Annotated in this window: 13 protein-coding genes; 6 read left to right on the forward strand and 7 right to left on the reverse strand. The window is 50.5% G+C overall.

All coding sequences use genetic code 11. The annotated features are described in order from the left end of the window. Positions 1–20: 20 nt before the first annotated feature. Genes LAT75_RS02580 through LAT75_RS02590 form a run of 3 tightly spaced genes read right to left on the reverse strand, consistent with a single transcriptional unit; the run spans position 21 to position 4,148 of the window. Positions 21–869: an alpha/beta fold hydrolase gene (locus tag LAT75_RS02580; protein ID WP_291481059.1), complete on the reverse strand. Its 849-nt coding sequence runs from the start codon at positions 867–869 to the stop codon at positions 21–23. Beyond that, the gene (gene menD / locus LAT75_RS02585; protein ID WP_291481060.1) at positions 869–2,725 is read right to left on the reverse strand and encodes a 2-succinyl-5-enolpyruvyl-6-hydroxy-3-cyclohexene-1-carboxylic-acid synthase; all 1,857 of its coding nucleotides are present in this window, start codon (positions 2,723–2,725) and stop codon (positions 869–871) included. Before menD ends, LAT75_RS02580 begins: the two co-directional genes overlap by 1 nt. After that, on the reverse strand, positions 2,718–4,148 hold the full coding sequence (locus LAT75_RS02590; RefSeq protein ID WP_291481061.1) for an isochorismate synthase: 1,431 nt from the start codon (positions 4,146–4,148) through the stop codon (positions 2,718–2,720). The genes menD and LAT75_RS02590 overlap by 8 nt, the downstream gene beginning before the upstream one ends. 584 nt (positions 4,149–4,732) lie before the next feature. Here LAT75_RS02590 and LAT75_RS02595 point away from each other — a divergent pair. Together LAT75_RS02595 and LAT75_RS02600 are read left to right on the forward strand one after the other, a co-directional pair. After that, entirely contained in the window at positions 4,733–5,281 is a 549-nt protein-coding gene (locus LAT75_RS02595) for a GNAT family protein (RefSeq protein ID WP_291481062.1), read from the forward strand. A 57-nt stretch (positions 5,282–5,338) separates the two neighbouring features. Continuing rightward, positions 5,339–5,803, forward strand: coding sequence for a nuclear transport factor 2 family protein (locus LAT75_RS02600; RefSeq protein ID WP_291481063.1), 465 nt, complete (start codon positions 5,339–5,341; stop codon positions 5,801–5,803). 140 nt (positions 5,804–5,943) lie between these two features. On the opposite strand, the gene LAT75_RS02605 is transcribed toward LAT75_RS02600, so the two are convergent. The 4 genes from LAT75_RS02605 to LAT75_RS02620 all read right to left on the reverse strand — a co-directional run bounded on the left by LAT75_RS02605 (position 5,944) and on the right by LAT75_RS02620 (position 9,314). After that, positions 5,944–6,483 (reverse strand): DUF3299 domain-containing protein, encoded by a 540-nt coding sequence (locus tag LAT75_RS02605; protein ID WP_291481064.1) that lies wholly within the window; start codon positions 6,481–6,483, stop codon positions 5,944–5,946. Positions 6,484–6,503: 20 nt separating this feature from the next. Then, positions 6,504–8,051, reverse strand: coding sequence for an ABC transporter permease (locus tag LAT75_RS02610; protein ID WP_291481065.1), 1,548 nt, complete (start codon positions 8,049–8,051; stop codon positions 6,504–6,506). After that, on the reverse strand, positions 8,048–8,647 hold the full coding sequence (locus tag LAT75_RS02615) for an ABC transporter ATP-binding protein (RefSeq protein WP_291481066.1): 600 nt from the start codon (positions 8,645–8,647) through the stop codon (positions 8,048–8,050). Before LAT75_RS02615 ends, LAT75_RS02610 begins: the two co-directional genes overlap by 4 nt. A gap of 157 nt (positions 8,648–8,804) precedes the next feature. Beyond that, positions 8,805–9,314, reverse strand: a complete 510-nt coding sequence (locus tag LAT75_RS02620; RefSeq protein WP_291481067.1) for a DUF192 domain-containing protein — start codon at positions 9,312–9,314, stop codon at positions 8,805–8,807. Between the two features lie 377 nt (positions 9,315–9,691). On the opposite strand from LAT75_RS02620, the gene LAT75_RS02625 reads away from it, so the two are divergent. Genes LAT75_RS02625 through rbfA form a run of 4 tightly spaced genes read left to right on the forward strand, consistent with a single transcriptional unit; the run spans position 9,692 to position 14,850 of the window. Further along, on the forward strand, positions 9,692–10,168 hold the full coding sequence (locus LAT75_RS02625; RefSeq protein ID WP_291481068.1) for a hypothetical protein: 477 nt from the start codon (positions 9,692–9,694) through the stop codon (positions 10,166–10,168). 24 nt (positions 10,169–10,192) lie between these two features. Beyond that, the gene (gene nusA, locus LAT75_RS02630) at positions 10,193–11,452 is read left to right on the forward strand and encodes a transcription termination factor NusA (protein ID WP_291481069.1); all 1,260 of its coding nucleotides are present in this window, start codon (positions 10,193–10,195) and stop codon (positions 11,450–11,452) included. A gap of 30 nt (positions 11,453–11,482) precedes the next feature. Next, on the forward strand, positions 11,483–14,452 hold the full coding sequence (infB, locus tag LAT75_RS02635; RefSeq protein WP_291481070.1) for a translation initiation factor IF-2: 2,970 nt from the start codon (positions 11,483–11,485) through the stop codon (positions 14,450–14,452). A gap of 29 nt (positions 14,453–14,481) precedes the next feature. Continuing rightward, a complete protein-coding gene (gene rbfA, locus LAT75_RS02640) occupies positions 14,482–14,850 on the forward strand; it encodes a 30S ribosome-binding factor RbfA (RefSeq protein WP_291481071.1) in 369 nt (122 codons plus the stop codon). Positions 14,851–14,858: the final 8 nt, after the last annotated feature.

The raw sequence follows: 14,858 nt of genomic DNA on the forward strand, positions 1-14,858 counted from the left end.
AACAAGCAGCTGATGTACGCTCATTTTTGTGCCGCAATTTCGCTTAGCAGCCTGCACAGCAGTGTTGGGTTTTCCAGATGGACCCGGTGTCCGCAGTCAGGGATGGTGAGGTGCCGCTTTTGGCTGCTGCCAAAGAGCGGCAGCAGTTCGCGTGCAATTTCGGAAAATTTGGAGTCGCAGGCCCCGGTAAGCAGGGTAACGGGCGCCGAAATCAGGCCAAGCTTGCCGTGCAGGGCCGGCATGCTGCCGGTGCCAAACGCGCGCAGGGAAGCCGCAAGCTGTACCGGATCCTGCGCCCGGCGGATGTCCCTCATTTTTTTGTTTATTTCGGGGGATGGCTCCGTGCTGCTTTCGAACACCGGAAGTGTATCCCAGCTTTGGTCAAAGCCTTCGAAATCGGTCAGGATTCTTTGAGCGAGCGCACGGTCCTGTTCGCGGCGCTGCCGGCGCTCGGATGCGCTGCGGAGTCCGGCTGTGCCGCTCTCGAGCACCAGATGTTGCAGGCTGAACCCGGTTTCCGGCTGCTCCGCCAGCGATACGGCAAGCTGCAGGGCCAGCCGGGCGCCCATGCTGTAGCCGTACACCACCAGCGGACCTTCAACCTGTTCACGCAAAAGCTGCCGCAGGTCGAGAACCTGCTTCTTAGTTGCGTAGCGGGCCGTCGGGTCGGCTGCCCGGCTCAGGCTCCCGCCATGTCCGGCGAGATCGGGACACATCACCCTTGAAAATCCTTCAAGCTGCGGCAGCAGGTGAGCGAAACTTTGGTGCGACCCGGCAAAGCCGTGCAGCATCATTAGGGCAGGTCCGGCGCCCTTGCTTTCGGTTGTATGAACCCTGTAGGTGAGGCCTTCCCGGGTGAATTCAGTCATCAGCGGGGATTATCGGCCTGCCAGAGGGCACGGCGCTCTTTCATGCTGTGGGTGGTGTCGGTCACGGCCTCGATTACGAGCACGGCTGCGGCCGATTCCTGAGCCTGCGCGAGCGCATCGTTAAATTCGGGCCGCGAGGCTGCCTTCAGGTGGCTGATGCCGTGTGCCCGGCACAGCAGGCTCAAATCAACCTGTTGCGGGGTTTCGAAGTAGGTTTCGTACACCCCGGCATGAGCGCTTACGGGGAGCATCCGGAAGATGGTGCCGCCGCTGTTGTTGACCACGATGATGCGCAAGGGCGCGCCGTGGTGCCGCGAGAGCTGCAGGAGGGCATTGGTGTCGTGCAGGAAAGACAACTCGCCAAGGAGCAGCCACACGGGCGCGTTGCTGCCGGTGCAGATGCCGGCCGCGGTTGAAGTGATGCCGTCGATACCGCTCGCACCCCGGTTGTGGTGCACGGCAGTAAAAGGCAGTGGCATATCGTTGAACAGGTCGAGATCCCGCACCGAAAAGGAGTTCGAAATAAAGAGCTGAGCTCCACTGAAGTGAGCAGGGTGCTCACGCGCAAAACCCAGAAAGCTTCGGAAAACCTGTCCGTCGCTGAGTGTGGTATTGGGTTCTGAAGCGGAGTTCAGCGCGTTAAGCTGTTTGCCAAATGCCGATTCGTGTGATTGCCAATGGCTGCGCCATTCGTCGTGTTTCTGCTGTATGTCAGCGGCAGCGAGCCCCGCAGCAAAGCTTTCTGATGATGCGGTGAGGGTGCTGAACGGATAAAACTGTACGAAGCGGGTATGGATTTTGAGCGGATCGGGAACCTGCTCGGTGCTGCTGAGGCACCATTGCACCACGTAGGCATGTGCCTTCAGAAAATCGTTGAGCGCCCGGCTTACCGGCGGAAATCCCACCCGCAGAATGAAATCGGGTTTCAGCTCCTGAACGATTTTTTTGTTGCGGAGGAAGCTTTCATAGCCGTAAACCGTGCTCCGGGGCGTTTCGGTATCGGTCTGCTGCACGGAGGCGGTGCCTTCGATCAGGTGCGGGATGCGGCTTTGGCTCATCGTGAGCTCGAGCAGCCTCCGCTCTGCCACCGAAGCCGCACCAAGCGGACCGCAGATGATCAGCGGCCGGTCGGCATCTTCAAGCAGCCAGAAAAGCTTCTCGAGCATGGCATCGTTTTCGTCATCAGCGGGGATTTCTGCCAGTGGCGGGAGTTCCTCTTCAAGCCGCTGACGGGTTTCGGTGCACCACTGCATCAGCCCGGGGATGCGGTCTGCCTTTGGCTCAAGCGGTTTGCTGAAACCTGCATTAAGGTGTGCTGGGCCGCCTTCCGTTCGGGAGGCTTCGAAAAGAGTGCGGGCAAGCTCCGCGGTTTTGAGCCCGGAAGCGTCGGCTTCTATCAGGGCTTCCGATTCGCGGAAAAGCACCGCATAATCGCCGTAAAGGTTGGTTTGGTTGATGGTCTGCGGAGCCAGCACGCCATGAAGACCAAAGGGCCGGTCGGCCGAGAGTACGAGCAGGGGGGTGGAGGTCATCCGGGCTTCGATAACCGCGGGGAAGTAATTCGCAGCGGCCGTGCCGGATGTACAGATCAGCGCTGCGGGCAGGCCGGTAGATTTGCCGATGCCGAGCGCAAAGAAAGCGGCGCTGCGTTCATCCAGGATGATGTGGGCGGAAAGCCGGCCCTGCTGCTGCAGCATGGCTGCGGCAAGCGTGAGCGGGGTGGAGCGGGAACCGGGCGAGATAACAACGTGAGAGAGTCCGAGGGCTGCAAATTCTGAGAGCAGCCGGTATCCGAAAGTAAAATTGAGCTCGCCGGTTCCCACAGGCATGTGGGGGTCAGTGCCGGTGTCAGGCATGGTTGATGGCAGTTAACATGGGGATGAGTTTCAGCTTGGTCTCTTCCCACTCTGCAACCGGATCAGAATCCTGTACGATGCCGCAGCCGGCATAAAACAGCGCCTCGTGCTCGGTAATAAGGCCGCTTCTGATGGCGACTACAAATTCGCCGCGCCCTTTACTGTTGAGCCAGCCAACAGGGGCAGCATACCAGCCGCGCTCGTAAAGCTCATATTCGGGGATTAAACCGAGCGCTTTGCGTGAGGGCACCCCGCCAACAGCGGGTGTGGGATGCAGGCTCCTGAGAATTACAAAAGGATCGTATTTGTTATTGGTCCAGGCGGAAATGGGAGTATAGAGATGCTGAACGTTGGTGAATTTTTTTATCCCGGGTTGAGCGGGATGGTTTACTTCATCACAAAAGTTACGCAGTTTTTCGCGTATGTCCTCAACAACAAGGCGGTGCTCTTCAAGATCTTTGGCACTGCTGAGCAGCTTTTTCTCCATAATGGCATCCTCTGTGGCGGTTTTGCCTCGGGAGATGCTTCCTGCAAGTCCCTCAGTAAGGATGTAGTTCGAGCGGATGGATAGCAGGCGCTCGGGGGTGCTGCCCACAAAAGCCGTTTTGCCCTCGGGCCGCATCATAAAAGTATAGCAGGAGGGGTACTCATTGCGAAGCTGATTCAGGATGCGGGTTGGCTGCTGCCGGCCGCAAAGCCTGACCCTCAGCATGCGGGAAAGCACAATTTTGGTTAAGGCACCAAGCTCGATAAGCTTTTTGGCTGCACTGATATTTTCGATCCATTTACCGAGCGATTCCGGCTCTTCAATTACCTCGGCGTATTCGTGAGCCGGCGCGGGTTCTTCATGCAGGGCCGCAGAGGTTGATTTTAGCAGCTGCGTTGCCATACGGTCGATGGTAGCCCGTACACTGTCAGCCAGTTTCTCAGCGCTGATGTTTTTCGGTACTTCTTTGTTCACGGTGAGCAGGCAGAGTTCGCCGTCCCGAACAAATGACCATTCCGGTACAAAAAAATCAGATGCGTTGAAATTTTTCCAGGCTTCAGCATCCTGACGGTCGAAAAATGAAAATCCACCTAAAAAATGTACGCCTGCCAGGCTGTGCCGGAAGGCGCTGTATTCAACAATATCTTCGCAGGCTTTTTTTATGGCCTCGGAGGTTGCAGTAAAACGATCGCTCGATTTGCCGTTGCGGCCGGCTGCGGCACACTGACCCGGGCAGCTGATTTTGCGGATAGCTCTCCCGGCTGAAATACCCAGCCGTTCATCAGGATGTTCCCAGTAGTACTGAAACTGATCAGACTCAGCAAGTATTTCCAATACTGCCAGGGGATCGATATTTTCGAAAGGTACGGTAACAGAGAAAATAACCGGCTGATCTGCAACCGGTGTAACGGATACGGCTTCTTGTGCACATTCCAAATACCCCTGCTTTTCCAGGCTATCGATAACGGATTTCAGTCCGGATGTATGTATCTGTTTTTCAGAAGGTTCAGTTCGGATCATTCAATTTGTATGAGGAGGCTCTTTTTGCTGCCTTTGTTGAATTTGCTAAAAAAAGAATGCTATGTGTTTAATTGATAGTTCGCTCAGCTGAATTTTTGCGCGAAAGCTAATAACCAAACCAATTTGTGGCATTATATCAATTACACAAGGAAGCGATATCAATATAAAGTTGTCTGAACACCGAAGCGCCCTGAATAATTTGGTTTCAGAAAATATTGAAATAATTGTAATTAAGGAAAATTCGCAGAAAATTTATCCGAAGTATGTGTTAGAAATGCGGCATATAAAGTATTAAACCGGTTTTTGAGAGTTCAGGTGCTAAGTTTTCGCGATCCTTCTGTAAGAACCAGGCAGGGATGAGCCGGGCAGGGTTGAACTAACTGTTTGTATTCTATAGTCTTGTATAAAAAAGCGCTTTTTTGAATCAAAATAGTGGATATTTACCCCAATGTTAGCTTAAATTCGCACTACATTAAATTATTAATCAACTTACAGACCGCATGATAACAATTCGCCCGGTGGATATGGATAACATCAAAACCCATCACGCCTGGAACAACGACCCTGAACTTAACTATTTTGATTCCGATTTTCCGCTTGACATGGAACCAATTTCTTCGTTCAGGCAGCGCATGCAGGAAATGCTGAATGACCCAAACAGCGGTATTCTCATTCTGGAAATTCACCATGAAGCAGATCAGAAGCTGATTGGAATTGTTGATATTCACGGTATCGACCCAATTAATAAACGTTGTATTATTGAGTGCACCATAGCAGACCGCTCCTATCAAAATCAGGGGTATGGAACTGCTGCTTTTCGGGATGCGGTCCGTTTTAGCTTCGAAGAGCTGGGTATGAACAAGGTGATGTCAGCAGCTTTTGATTTTAATGAAAAGTGGATTCGTATCCTCAAGAATCATGGCTTCACTCTTGAAGGTACCCTGCGCGAGCATGCCCTCAAAAATAATGAATATGCCGACAAACTCATTTTTAGTATTCTGAAGTCGGAGTTTGTTGATTCAGAGCATTTTCAGATGTCCGTTTCATAGCTTAAGTTAGGAGGGTGCGGGTCAGGTATCTGAACACATCATCCTAAAACTTAAATTATGAAAATACTCCTGCCGATTGCCATAATGCTACTGTGCATATTTTCTGGATGCGCAGAAACCTCAGTACAGGAAACGCTACTCAAGGAGGAAGAAGCCCGGACTGAAATTCTTCAAAAGCTCGATCGTTTCATGGAGGGTGCTTCTCGGGGAGATGCTGAGATTCACGGCTCGTTTTGGCATGAAGAGCTGGTTTATACCTCTTCTTCGGGAGCAAGATTCGGAAAGGCAGCTTTGATGGCCGGGCTTCAGCCCCTTCCTGCTGATACACCGGCTGAAGTGCGCTATCATGCTGAAAATCCGAACCTCCGTTTTTACGCAGGCACAGCACTGCTTGATTTTACGCTGGTAGCTGTTGAAGGAGAATCTGAAACCCGCTTTCTGAACAGCGGCGTATTGATTATGTCAGAAGGCAGCTGGCAGGTTGTAAACTGGCAGGCAACCCGTGCCGGCATTGATAACTGAGCTTCTTTTCAGTTTGTTTTGCGAAATCAGGCAGCTGATGCTGTTTTCTGCCGCTGCCTGTTTTTAAATTAAAAAAGCCCGGCCCGGAGGTGAACTCCAGACCGGGCTTTCTTTTTTGGAAAAATCCTAAACGGCGAAGTTTACAGATCGCCGTAAAAATGGAAGTTATCAGGAAGTCCTTCGAGTTCAGCATCGGAAGCACTGCTTGAGGAAACCCGAGCATTGCTGATGGTGTAAACGCTCACGAGAAAACCTTCCACGTAAACTTCGTCTATCTTAAGTGTACCTGTAACGCGGAGGGGGTCGAAGGTATAAGTTGCTAATGGTCTGGTAGTTTCGATCATCAGTGTTTCATTGGCTTGAGGCGGCGGCACGTGCATGCAACCCATAAACGGAGCCTGAAGCAGAATAAACTGTGTGATGTTTTCGATACGGTCGAAAGGCACCATATAGCCCACTACGCTGATTTCCTGCCCGTTCAGCGCTTTGAGGTCTTCGGGTACCGCTGCATTTTGCCGGTGAATCTGGTAGCGTCTGAAATCGCTGAACATGATGCGGGGTGCTTCTGATGAAGCCTCAGAAAGGCCCGCCTCACCAACGGCAGCTGAAGTTATCGTGGGTGCTGCGCCAAATACAGAAAGCGTGAAAAGGACGATGAACAAGCCTGATACAGTCTTCATAGTTTCAAAAAGTTGAGGGGTTAGGGAGCAAGATTTGCGACAACATCCGTGCGGTAAGCTTTGAGTGCTGGTATGATACCTGCCAAAATACCGAGCAATACAAACGTTAGCAAGGTAACGAACTGAGCGCTGTCTATTGCATAGGCCGAAACGATGATACCGGCGGTTTCAGCTATAAACGGAGCTGTGGCGGCTACAATTCCGATACCGCCGGCAAGCCCCAGAATACAGCCGATACCCACAATGAAACCGGCTTCCAGCAGGATAAGCCCGAGCACGGTTCCGCGCCTTGCACCAAGGGAGCGGATGATGGCGATATCGCGGCGGCGTTCTTCCATGGTGTTGTAGATGGCAACCAGAACGCCGAAAAGAGCTACGATAAATACGAGCCAGCCTACATAGCGAAGCACAAGTTCGGCATTCCCGATAATGCTCATCAGTTCCTGAATCTGCATGGCGGGCACTACGGCCATTAGTTCATCTTTGTGTGCAAAGAAGGGATCGCGCATCATATTGCGCGCCAGCAGCGGATTTTGGGGTGTCGGCATATTGATCATGCCGGCAATCTGCAGCGCGGCAGCCTGATTGCCAAAACTCAGTAAAACGGCATCGAGGCGGCTTACACGGCTTTCATACTCCGAAAGCGGGTGCGGAAACTGACGGCTGAGCCGCTCGGTCATGGCGTAAAGGCGCTCCGTATCAGCCAGTGCATGGTGGCTGTGGCTGTGCCGGTGCGTATGGCTGTGGTCGTGCGCATTGTCGCTGCCATGACTGTGAGAAGCGTGGTCATGGTCCTCACCATGATCGTGGTTGTGGTCTTGCTCGTGCTCGTGGTCGTGGTCGTGGTCATGATCATGACCGTGCGCATGGTCGTGATCGTTGTGCTCGTGGTCGTGATCGTGCTCGTGGTCATGCGCATGGTAGTGCACTGCATAGGCACTGTAGATGCTGGTAAAAATTACATTGTCGTGGGCAGTGCGGCTGGGCTCGAGAATGCCCGTAATTACAAGTTCGAACTCATCATGCACGTGCGGCTCAATGTCGTCACCATCAAGCTCGCTTACACCGTGCGTCATAAAAAAGGTGTGCCCAATTCCGATGCCGAGCCTTCGTGCTGCATTGCTGCCGATTACGGCTTCAAAAGGGCGTTCAAAATTCCGGCCTTCTGCGATCTGGAAAGGCTGCCCGGAGCGGGGTTCGCCTTCAGCGATAAACCCGGCTGAGGTACCTACAACCCGTACGCCGCGGTAGTTGTCACCTACAAAAACGGGAAAAGCCTGATCGATGCGGCCGTCGCGAAGGGCGATCTGATACACATCTCCGGGAATTACCCCGGTAGAGGTTTCAAGGTGATAGATTGTGTTGAGGGTCGTTTGCATCCGGCTGCCGGGTGCAGCGAGGATTAAATCGAAGCCGACCGAAGTTTGGGTGTAACCCTGTTCGGTTTCGCGTTCGAGGGTCTGCACCGCAATAACGAGGGATGCGGCCAGCGCTACTGAGCCAATGGTAAGCAGAGTGCTGAGAAGCCGCAGCTTCATATTTTTGAAAACTATCTTTACAGGACTCATACGGGAACCGCCTGGTTTAATTCTGTGAGATCGATGTTGATTTCAAATTCGGCAAGCACTTCGGTTTCGTGGCTCACCAGGATAAGCGTTTTACCGGCCGTGATTTCTTTAATCAGCGCCAGCACTTCAGCCGATGTTTTGGGGTCGAGTGATCCTGTGGGCTCATCTGCCAGAATAATCTCCGGGTCGTTGGCAAGTGCCCTGGCAATGCAAACGCGCTGCTGTTGCCCAACTGACAGCTGAGAGGGCCTGTTATGCAGCCGTTCGCCAAGCCCGACTCGCTTCAGCAGATCCTCTGCCCGTGCCGGCGGGATTTTCTTATCGGCAAACTGCATGCCCAGCTGCACATTTTCCAGGGCAGTGAAGCCGTCAAGCAGGTTGAAAGACTGAAAAATGTAGCCTATGTGGTTGGCACGGAAGCGGTCCCGCCGGGATTCGGCAAGTTTTGTAATATCCCTTCCCAAAATGCTGATTTCGCCTGAATCAGGTAGGGTCATGCCGCTGATGCAGTGGAGAAGCGTAGTTTTTCCGGACCCTGAGGTGCCGCGGAGTGCAATATGTGTGCCGGCTTCAACCTTCAGTGAGGGTATGTCCAAAACGGCTTGCTTAAGCCCCGTTGATGGTTCAGGATATGATTTTTTTAAGTGAGATAAAGCAATGGCGGCCATAGAAAAATGAACCTTATGATTAACAGATGAATGGTTTTGGAAACGGTAAAAAGCCAGGCAAATTATAGCTGAAAACGATACGCTATTACCGTATGAACTCGATAAAATGACCCTCCTGTATATCGTGCCGGGCGGTGAACCCGCCGTGAACCTCAACTACGTATAGCGCTGGTCGGCCGGAAGGGTACTGCTGCTGAGAGAAAGGAGTGGTATTCTGATGAATACGGACAATCTCAAATTCATCATTAACGAATACCATGTCGAGCGATAGAGGGGTGTTCGCCATCCAAAAACTAAGGGGCTGCTGCTGATCAAAAATGAAGATCATGCCCCCGTCTTCCGGCATTTCGTAAACGTTCATCAGCCCCTGCTGTCTTGCCATGTTGCTTTCAGCAACAGCTACCCTAACGGTAGCAGAAGGTTCCTGCGCATCATGTGAAGTTTTGAAATGAACGGTAGCCGGGTACTCAAGCACACGGGCAGCCGCAGCACTGCCTGTCTGTTCACCGGTGCCACCGTTATCATCGCTGCAGGCATTGAACAATAAAAAGAGCAAGGCAAATGCCGGTGCAACAAAGTAAGCAGGCAGTCTCATAAAGTCAGGAATGTTAGTTGAGAGGAAAGTGATTGCCAAAGTGCGAAGCGCGAAGTTAAGAAAGCATGGGCATAAAGTTAAGCATAAGCTGTTGAGCTGTTTTAGTAATAAGATGCAATTATGTTGCACAATTTAAGTAAAGCAACAAGCTGCTGTTCACAGAGTTCTGCTCAGCGGGGTGGTCAGTGGTTTGTATAAGGCTTCCAAAAAGCGTATATTAGCAATCTGAAAGAAAGTGAGCCCGCACTTACGGGTCTCACTTTTTTTGTATCAGACCGATTTATATGTACGGCTGTTTGACGGCAGCGAAGGATGCATCTGTAAAAATGCCCTGATCTGCCGGTTCGGACAGCCTGCTTTCAAGTCTAATTAAATTTATGCTTCAGAAAGATACACAACTTGATCAGCTTCGCGGGTTGATAGAACGCAACATCACCCGAAGTGATGTTTTTTTGGTTGATTTAGAGCTCAAGAGCAGCTCCAAATCGCCCGCGCTATCGGTGTATGTAGAATCTGATGCCGGTGGTATTAAACTGGACGACTGCGCCCTGATCAGCCGGCAGCTGCAAACCGTAATTGAAGCCCACGATTTACTGGGCGAACGCTTTACTCTCAACGTTTCCTCGCCGGGGCTTGACAGGCCTTTAAAACTTGTGAGGCAATATCACCTTAATAAAGGCAGAACGGCTAAGGTAAAGCATCAAAGTGAAACTGAAAAAGGCCCTAAAGTTTTGGTAAACGAGGGTCTTTTAAAGGAAGTTAATGATGAAGGTATTGTGCTTGAGGCAGCCAAAACCGATTCTTTCATCAGGTTTGAAGACATCATTGAAACTAAAATCGTACCGACTTTCTAAGAGATACTTATTCCGGAGAAACTCATGCCAAACGAAGAAAGCAAACTTATTATACAGTACTTTGCCGAGATTGCCCGAGAGAAAAACATCGGCAAAGATATGCTTATGACCATCCTTGAGGATGTTTTTCGCTCCATGATACGTCGTAAGTACGGTTCAGACGAAGCCTTTGAAATTATTCTGAATCCCGACCGGGGTGATATTCAGATGTTTCATACCCGTGAAGTAGTACCTGATGACGAGCTCACCAATGATGTAACTGAAATTAAATACTCGGAAGCGATCAGGCTTGATCCCGACCTTGAGTTGTTTGATGAGTATGCTCAGGAAATCTTTATTACAGATTTCGGGCGCAGGTCGGTACTTACAGCACGTCAGACACTGGCACAGCGTATCCGTGAGATTGAAAAGGAAAAGCTGTTTCAGGAGTACACTGAACGCATCGGGGAAATTGTGCTGGGTGATGTTTATCAGATTCGTGCCCGTGATATGCTTATTAATCACAACGGTACGGAACTCGTGATGCCCAAAAACCAGCAGATTCCGAAAGACCGTTACCGTAAAGGCGATACTATCCGTTGCGTGATTGAAGAAGTAAATATGGATAATGGCAACCTCAGCATTATTGTTTCACGTACTTCGCCGGCTTTCCTTGAGCGTTTGTTTGAAAATGAAATTCCTGAAGTGTATGATCGCATTATCGAAATCAAGCGGGTTGTTCGTGAACCCGGCGACCGGTCTAAGGTAGCCGTTATTTCCAATGATGAGCGCGTTGATGCTGTTGGGGCATGTGTTGGTATGAAAGGCATCCGCATTCACTCTATCGTGCGTGAGCTCTGTAATGAGAATATTGATGTCATCAACTTTACAACCGACAAGGTAGAGTTTATTAAGCGTGCACTGCAGCCTGCAAGGGTGTTATCAGTAGAGCTTAATCCCAAAGGCAACCATGCAAAGGTTAACGTACCTGCTGATCAGGTTTCTAAAGCCATTGGGAAAGGTGGTGTAAACATCAAACTGGCCTCATTGCTAACAGAGTGCGAGATCGATGTGTATCGTGAAACAGATTACGAAGACGATATCGAAATTTCGGAGTTCGAAGAAGATTTCGGACCCGATGTAATTGATGTACTTTATGAAATAGGGTGCGACAGCGCACGTGCCGTACTGCGCCTCAATCCGGGCGAACTTGTTCGCAGAACCAACGGTCGGATCGACGAGTACAGCGCAAAAAACATCTTCAAAATGATTCGCGATGAGTTTGATGAAGATGAGTTAAATTAATAGTTATTTATAATCAGTCAGATTTATTGTATGTCGAACGGTGCAAAGCCAAAGCGATTATTTAAAGTAGCACAGGAATTTAATGTCGCGACACAAACCATTGTCGAGGCGTTAGCCAAAAATGATTTTGAGGTCGATAACAAGCCTAATTCCAAAATTACGCCTGAGATGTATTCGGCGCTCGAGTCATTGTATGGTTCAGATAAAGCGAGGCATCAGGAACATGAGCTGGCACGCGAGAAAAGAGAAAATGCTGCCAAGCCTGTGCCGCGTTCGGCATCCGTTGATAATCTGCTGACACCCGAGGAGCCATCCGTTAAGCCTTTGCCGCCCGTACCGGCTGCTCCTAAAGCTGTTGTTAGCGAACCTGCTCTGGAACCGCAAACGGACAAACCGGAACCTCTGAAAGCTCCTGAGCCAAAACCGGAACCCAAACCTGAGCCTGTTGCTCTTCCGGCAGAAGTTGCAAAGGAAGAGTTAGCAAAAGCGCCTGAAAAAGAGGTCGTTAAAACCGAAAAACCAGCGGAAGCTGCCAAAACCCCGGTTTCCCCGCCAGCAGAAGAAAAACCTGCTGCGAAAGCTGCCCCTGAAAAATCAGCTGACGCGGATTCAGCTTCCGCAAAAGCGCCTCAGGCAACTCCACAAAAAGCTGCGGAGCCAAAACCTGCTGATAAGCCGAAATTTGAGCCCAGGCCAAAATTCGAGCCGAAGCCTAAGTTTGAACCCAGGCCCAAGTTTGATGACAGGCCCAAAATGCCTCCCAAAACAGAAAAGGCACCCGTTATCCCTGAACCGGATGAAGCGGAAGACGACGACGATCTTATACGTGCACGCGATAAAAACCGTCTGAAAGGCACCAAGGTTCTCGGTACCATCAATGTACTTCCCCCGGAAGAAGGCGCTGATGCGACAGCCAAAAAACGCAAAAAAAGAAAGCGTAAAAAGGTTAAAACCGAAGAAACGCCTGAAGAAGTGCTGGTGCGCAAAAAAGCCAAGCTGGCTGAAAAGCCTGAGCCGGCAACTGAAGACGCTTCCAAGCTCAAAAAGAAACGCATCCGCAAGAAGGCTGTAAGTCCCGATGTAACCGCTAAGGAAGCAGATAAAAAGGTCAGGGAAACTATGGCTGCTGCACAGGGCGGAAAAGGCAAGCAGCGTCAGAAGCGGAGACGTGAAAAGCGCGATCAGATGGCTGAAAAACGCGAGCTCGAAGCTATGATTCAGGAAGAACAGCAGTCAGTTATTGAGGTTACTGAATTTATCACGGTGAGCGATCTTGCACAGCTTTTCGATATCAGCCCTACTCAGGTAATTACGAGCTGCATGAACCTCGGCCTCATGGTGTCAATCAATCAGCGCCTTGAAGCAGGTACCATCGAGCTTATCGCTGAGGAATATGATAAGGAAATCCGGTTTGTAGATGCCGATGCGGTAGCTGAAGAAATTTTCGAAGAAGATGAAGATGATGAAGCAGATCTGCTTCCTCGTGCACCCATCGTTACGGTTATGGGTCACGTTGATCACGGTAAAACATCCCTGCTCGATCACATCAAGAAAACCAAAGTCGCAGAAGGCGAGGCCGGCGGAATTACCCAGCACATCGGTGCTTACGCGGTTGAACTCGACGGCGGCCGGAAAATATCCTTCCTCGATACACCTGGTCATGAGGCTTTTACGGCCATGCGTGCCCGTGGTGCACAGGTAACTGATATTGTAATTCTGGTTGTGGCGGCTGACGATTCGGTGATGCCGCAAACCATTGAAGCGATTAATCATGCTCAGGCTGCCGGAGTTTCTCTGGTAGTTGCCTTAAACAAGATTGACAAGGAAGCTGCGAACCCCGATAAAATTATGCAGCAGCTGTCAGATCATAACGTGCTTGTGGAAGATTGGGGCGGCAGCGTTCAGTGTGCCCGCGTTTCGGCTAAAACCGGAACCGGTATCGATGAGCTGCTTGAGAAAGTGCTCATTGAAGCAGAGCTGCTTGAGCTGAAGGCCAATCCCGAGCGGAATGCCGCAGGTATCGTGCTGGAAACCAAGCTCGACCGCGGTAAAGGGGTAGTGGCCAATGTGCTCATTCTTAAGGGAACCCTCAAAATTGGCGATACCTTTGTTGCCGGTAAACACTTCGGTCGTGTACGTGCTATGGAAAATGAGCGCGGTCAGCGTATTGAAACCGCCGGCCCCGCTACTCCTATTCAGCTCACCGGTTTCGATGGTCAGCCGCAGGCAGGTGATAAATTCAACGTTACCAACGATGAGAAAACAGCTAAGAATATCGCGCTGAAACGTCAGCAGATTAAGCGCGAGCAGGAACTGCGCAAGGTGAAACACATGAGCCTCGACGAGTTCGCGCGGAGAATGTCGGCTGGTAATGTTTCTGAGCTTAATATCATCATAAAAGGTGATGTGGATGGCTCTATTGAAGCCCTTTCAGGTGCACTGCAAAAACTCGGTACCGGCGAAGTGATAGTAAACATTATACATACCGGTGTGGGAGCTATCAGTGAAACTGACGTGCTGCTTGCAACGGCTTCGAACGCTATCATCATCGGTTTTCAGGTACGCCCGACTGCCAATGCACGAAAACTTGCCGAAAAAGAAGAAATCGACATCCGTCTGTTCAGCATTATCTACGAAGCTGTCGATCTGGTTCGCGATGCCCTCGAAGGCATGCTTTCACCGGATATCAGTGAAAAAATTACAGCTTCTGTTGATGTACGCGATACCTTTAAAGTACCTGGTGTCGGTACCATTGCCGGCTGTTATGTTACGGAAGGGAAAATCACCCGGAATACACGAGTACGTCTCATTCGCGACGGCATCGTAATATTTACCGGGGAAATTTCTTCACTCAAGCGTTTTAAAGACGACGCGAAGGAAGTCCTCACCGGCTACGAATGTGGTATCAGTATCAAGAACTTCAACGATATTAAAGTCGGTGATGTAATTGAAGGATACGAAATGGTTGAAACCAAGCGTACGCTTGACTCTTCCAACTAACCGCTGTTCATGCCAAACCCAATAAAGTTATGAGTATCAGAACACAGCGGGTTGCGTCGGTAATTAAGCAGGATTTGAGCAAAATCCTGCTTGATTACCAGCACAACAATATTATTACCATTACTGATGTAAAAATGACTCCCGATCTTTCGATTGCGCGGGTTTACATCAGCGTGATTGACAGCAGCGGTGCTGACGAAACGGTATATCAGATGCTGTCTGATAAAAAAACCGCAATTCGTGCCGCACTTTCTGCCCTGCTACGGCATCAGCTGCGGAAAATGCCCGAAATTGAGTTTTATCGGGATGAAACTGCAGAGTATGCCAGTAAAATGGAAAACCTTTTTCGCAAGGTGAAGGATATTCCTCCGGCTCCACCGGAAGACGATAAAAAATGAATGGAGAA

Origin of the sequence: Cyclonatronum sp., from assembly GCF_022565315.1 — a bacterium.
Classification (GTDB): domain Bacteria; phylum Bacteroidota; class Rhodothermia; order Balneolales; family Cyclonatronaceae; genus Cyclonatronum.

Bases quoted from the DNA above. Each gene is read 5' to 3' on its own strand.
- LAT75_RS02580 (WP_291481059.1), bottom strand. From the start codon at position 869: ATGACTGAATTCACCCGGGAAGGCCTCACCTACAGGGTTCATACAACC.
- menD (WP_291481060.1), bottom strand. From the start codon at position 2,725: ATGCCTGACACCGGCACTGACCCCCACATGCCTGTGGGAACCGGCGAG.
- LAT75_RS02595 (WP_291481062.1), top strand. From the start codon at position 4,733: ATGATAACAATTCGCCCGGTGGATATGGATAACATCAAAACCCATCAC.
- LAT75_RS02600 (WP_291481063.1), top strand. From the start codon at position 5,339: ATGAAAATACTCCTGCCGATTGCCATAATGCTACTGTGCATATTTTCT.
- LAT75_RS02605 (WP_291481064.1), bottom strand. From the start codon at position 6,483: ATGAAGACTGTATCAGGCTTGTTCATCGTCCTTTTCACGCTTTCTGTA.
- LAT75_RS02610 (WP_291481065.1), bottom strand. From the start codon at position 8,051: ATGAGTCCTGTAAAGATAGTTTTCAAAAATATGAAGCTGCGGCTTCTC.
- LAT75_RS02620 (WP_291481067.1), bottom strand. From the start codon at position 9,314: ATGAGACTGCCTGCTTACTTTGTTGCACCGGCATTTGCCTTGCTCTTT.
- LAT75_RS02625 (WP_291481068.1), top strand. From the start codon at position 9,692: ATGCTTCAGAAAGATACACAACTTGATCAGCTTCGCGGGTTGATAGAA.
- nusA (WP_291481069.1), top strand. From the start codon at position 10,193: ATGCCAAACGAAGAAAGCAAACTTATTATACAGTACTTTGCCGAGATT.
- infB (WP_291481070.1), top strand. From the start codon at position 11,483: ATGTCGAACGGTGCAAAGCCAAAGCGATTATTTAAAGTAGCACAGGAA.
- rbfA (WP_291481071.1), top strand. From the start codon at position 14,482: ATGAGTATCAGAACACAGCGGGTTGCGTCGGTAATTAAGCAGGATTTG.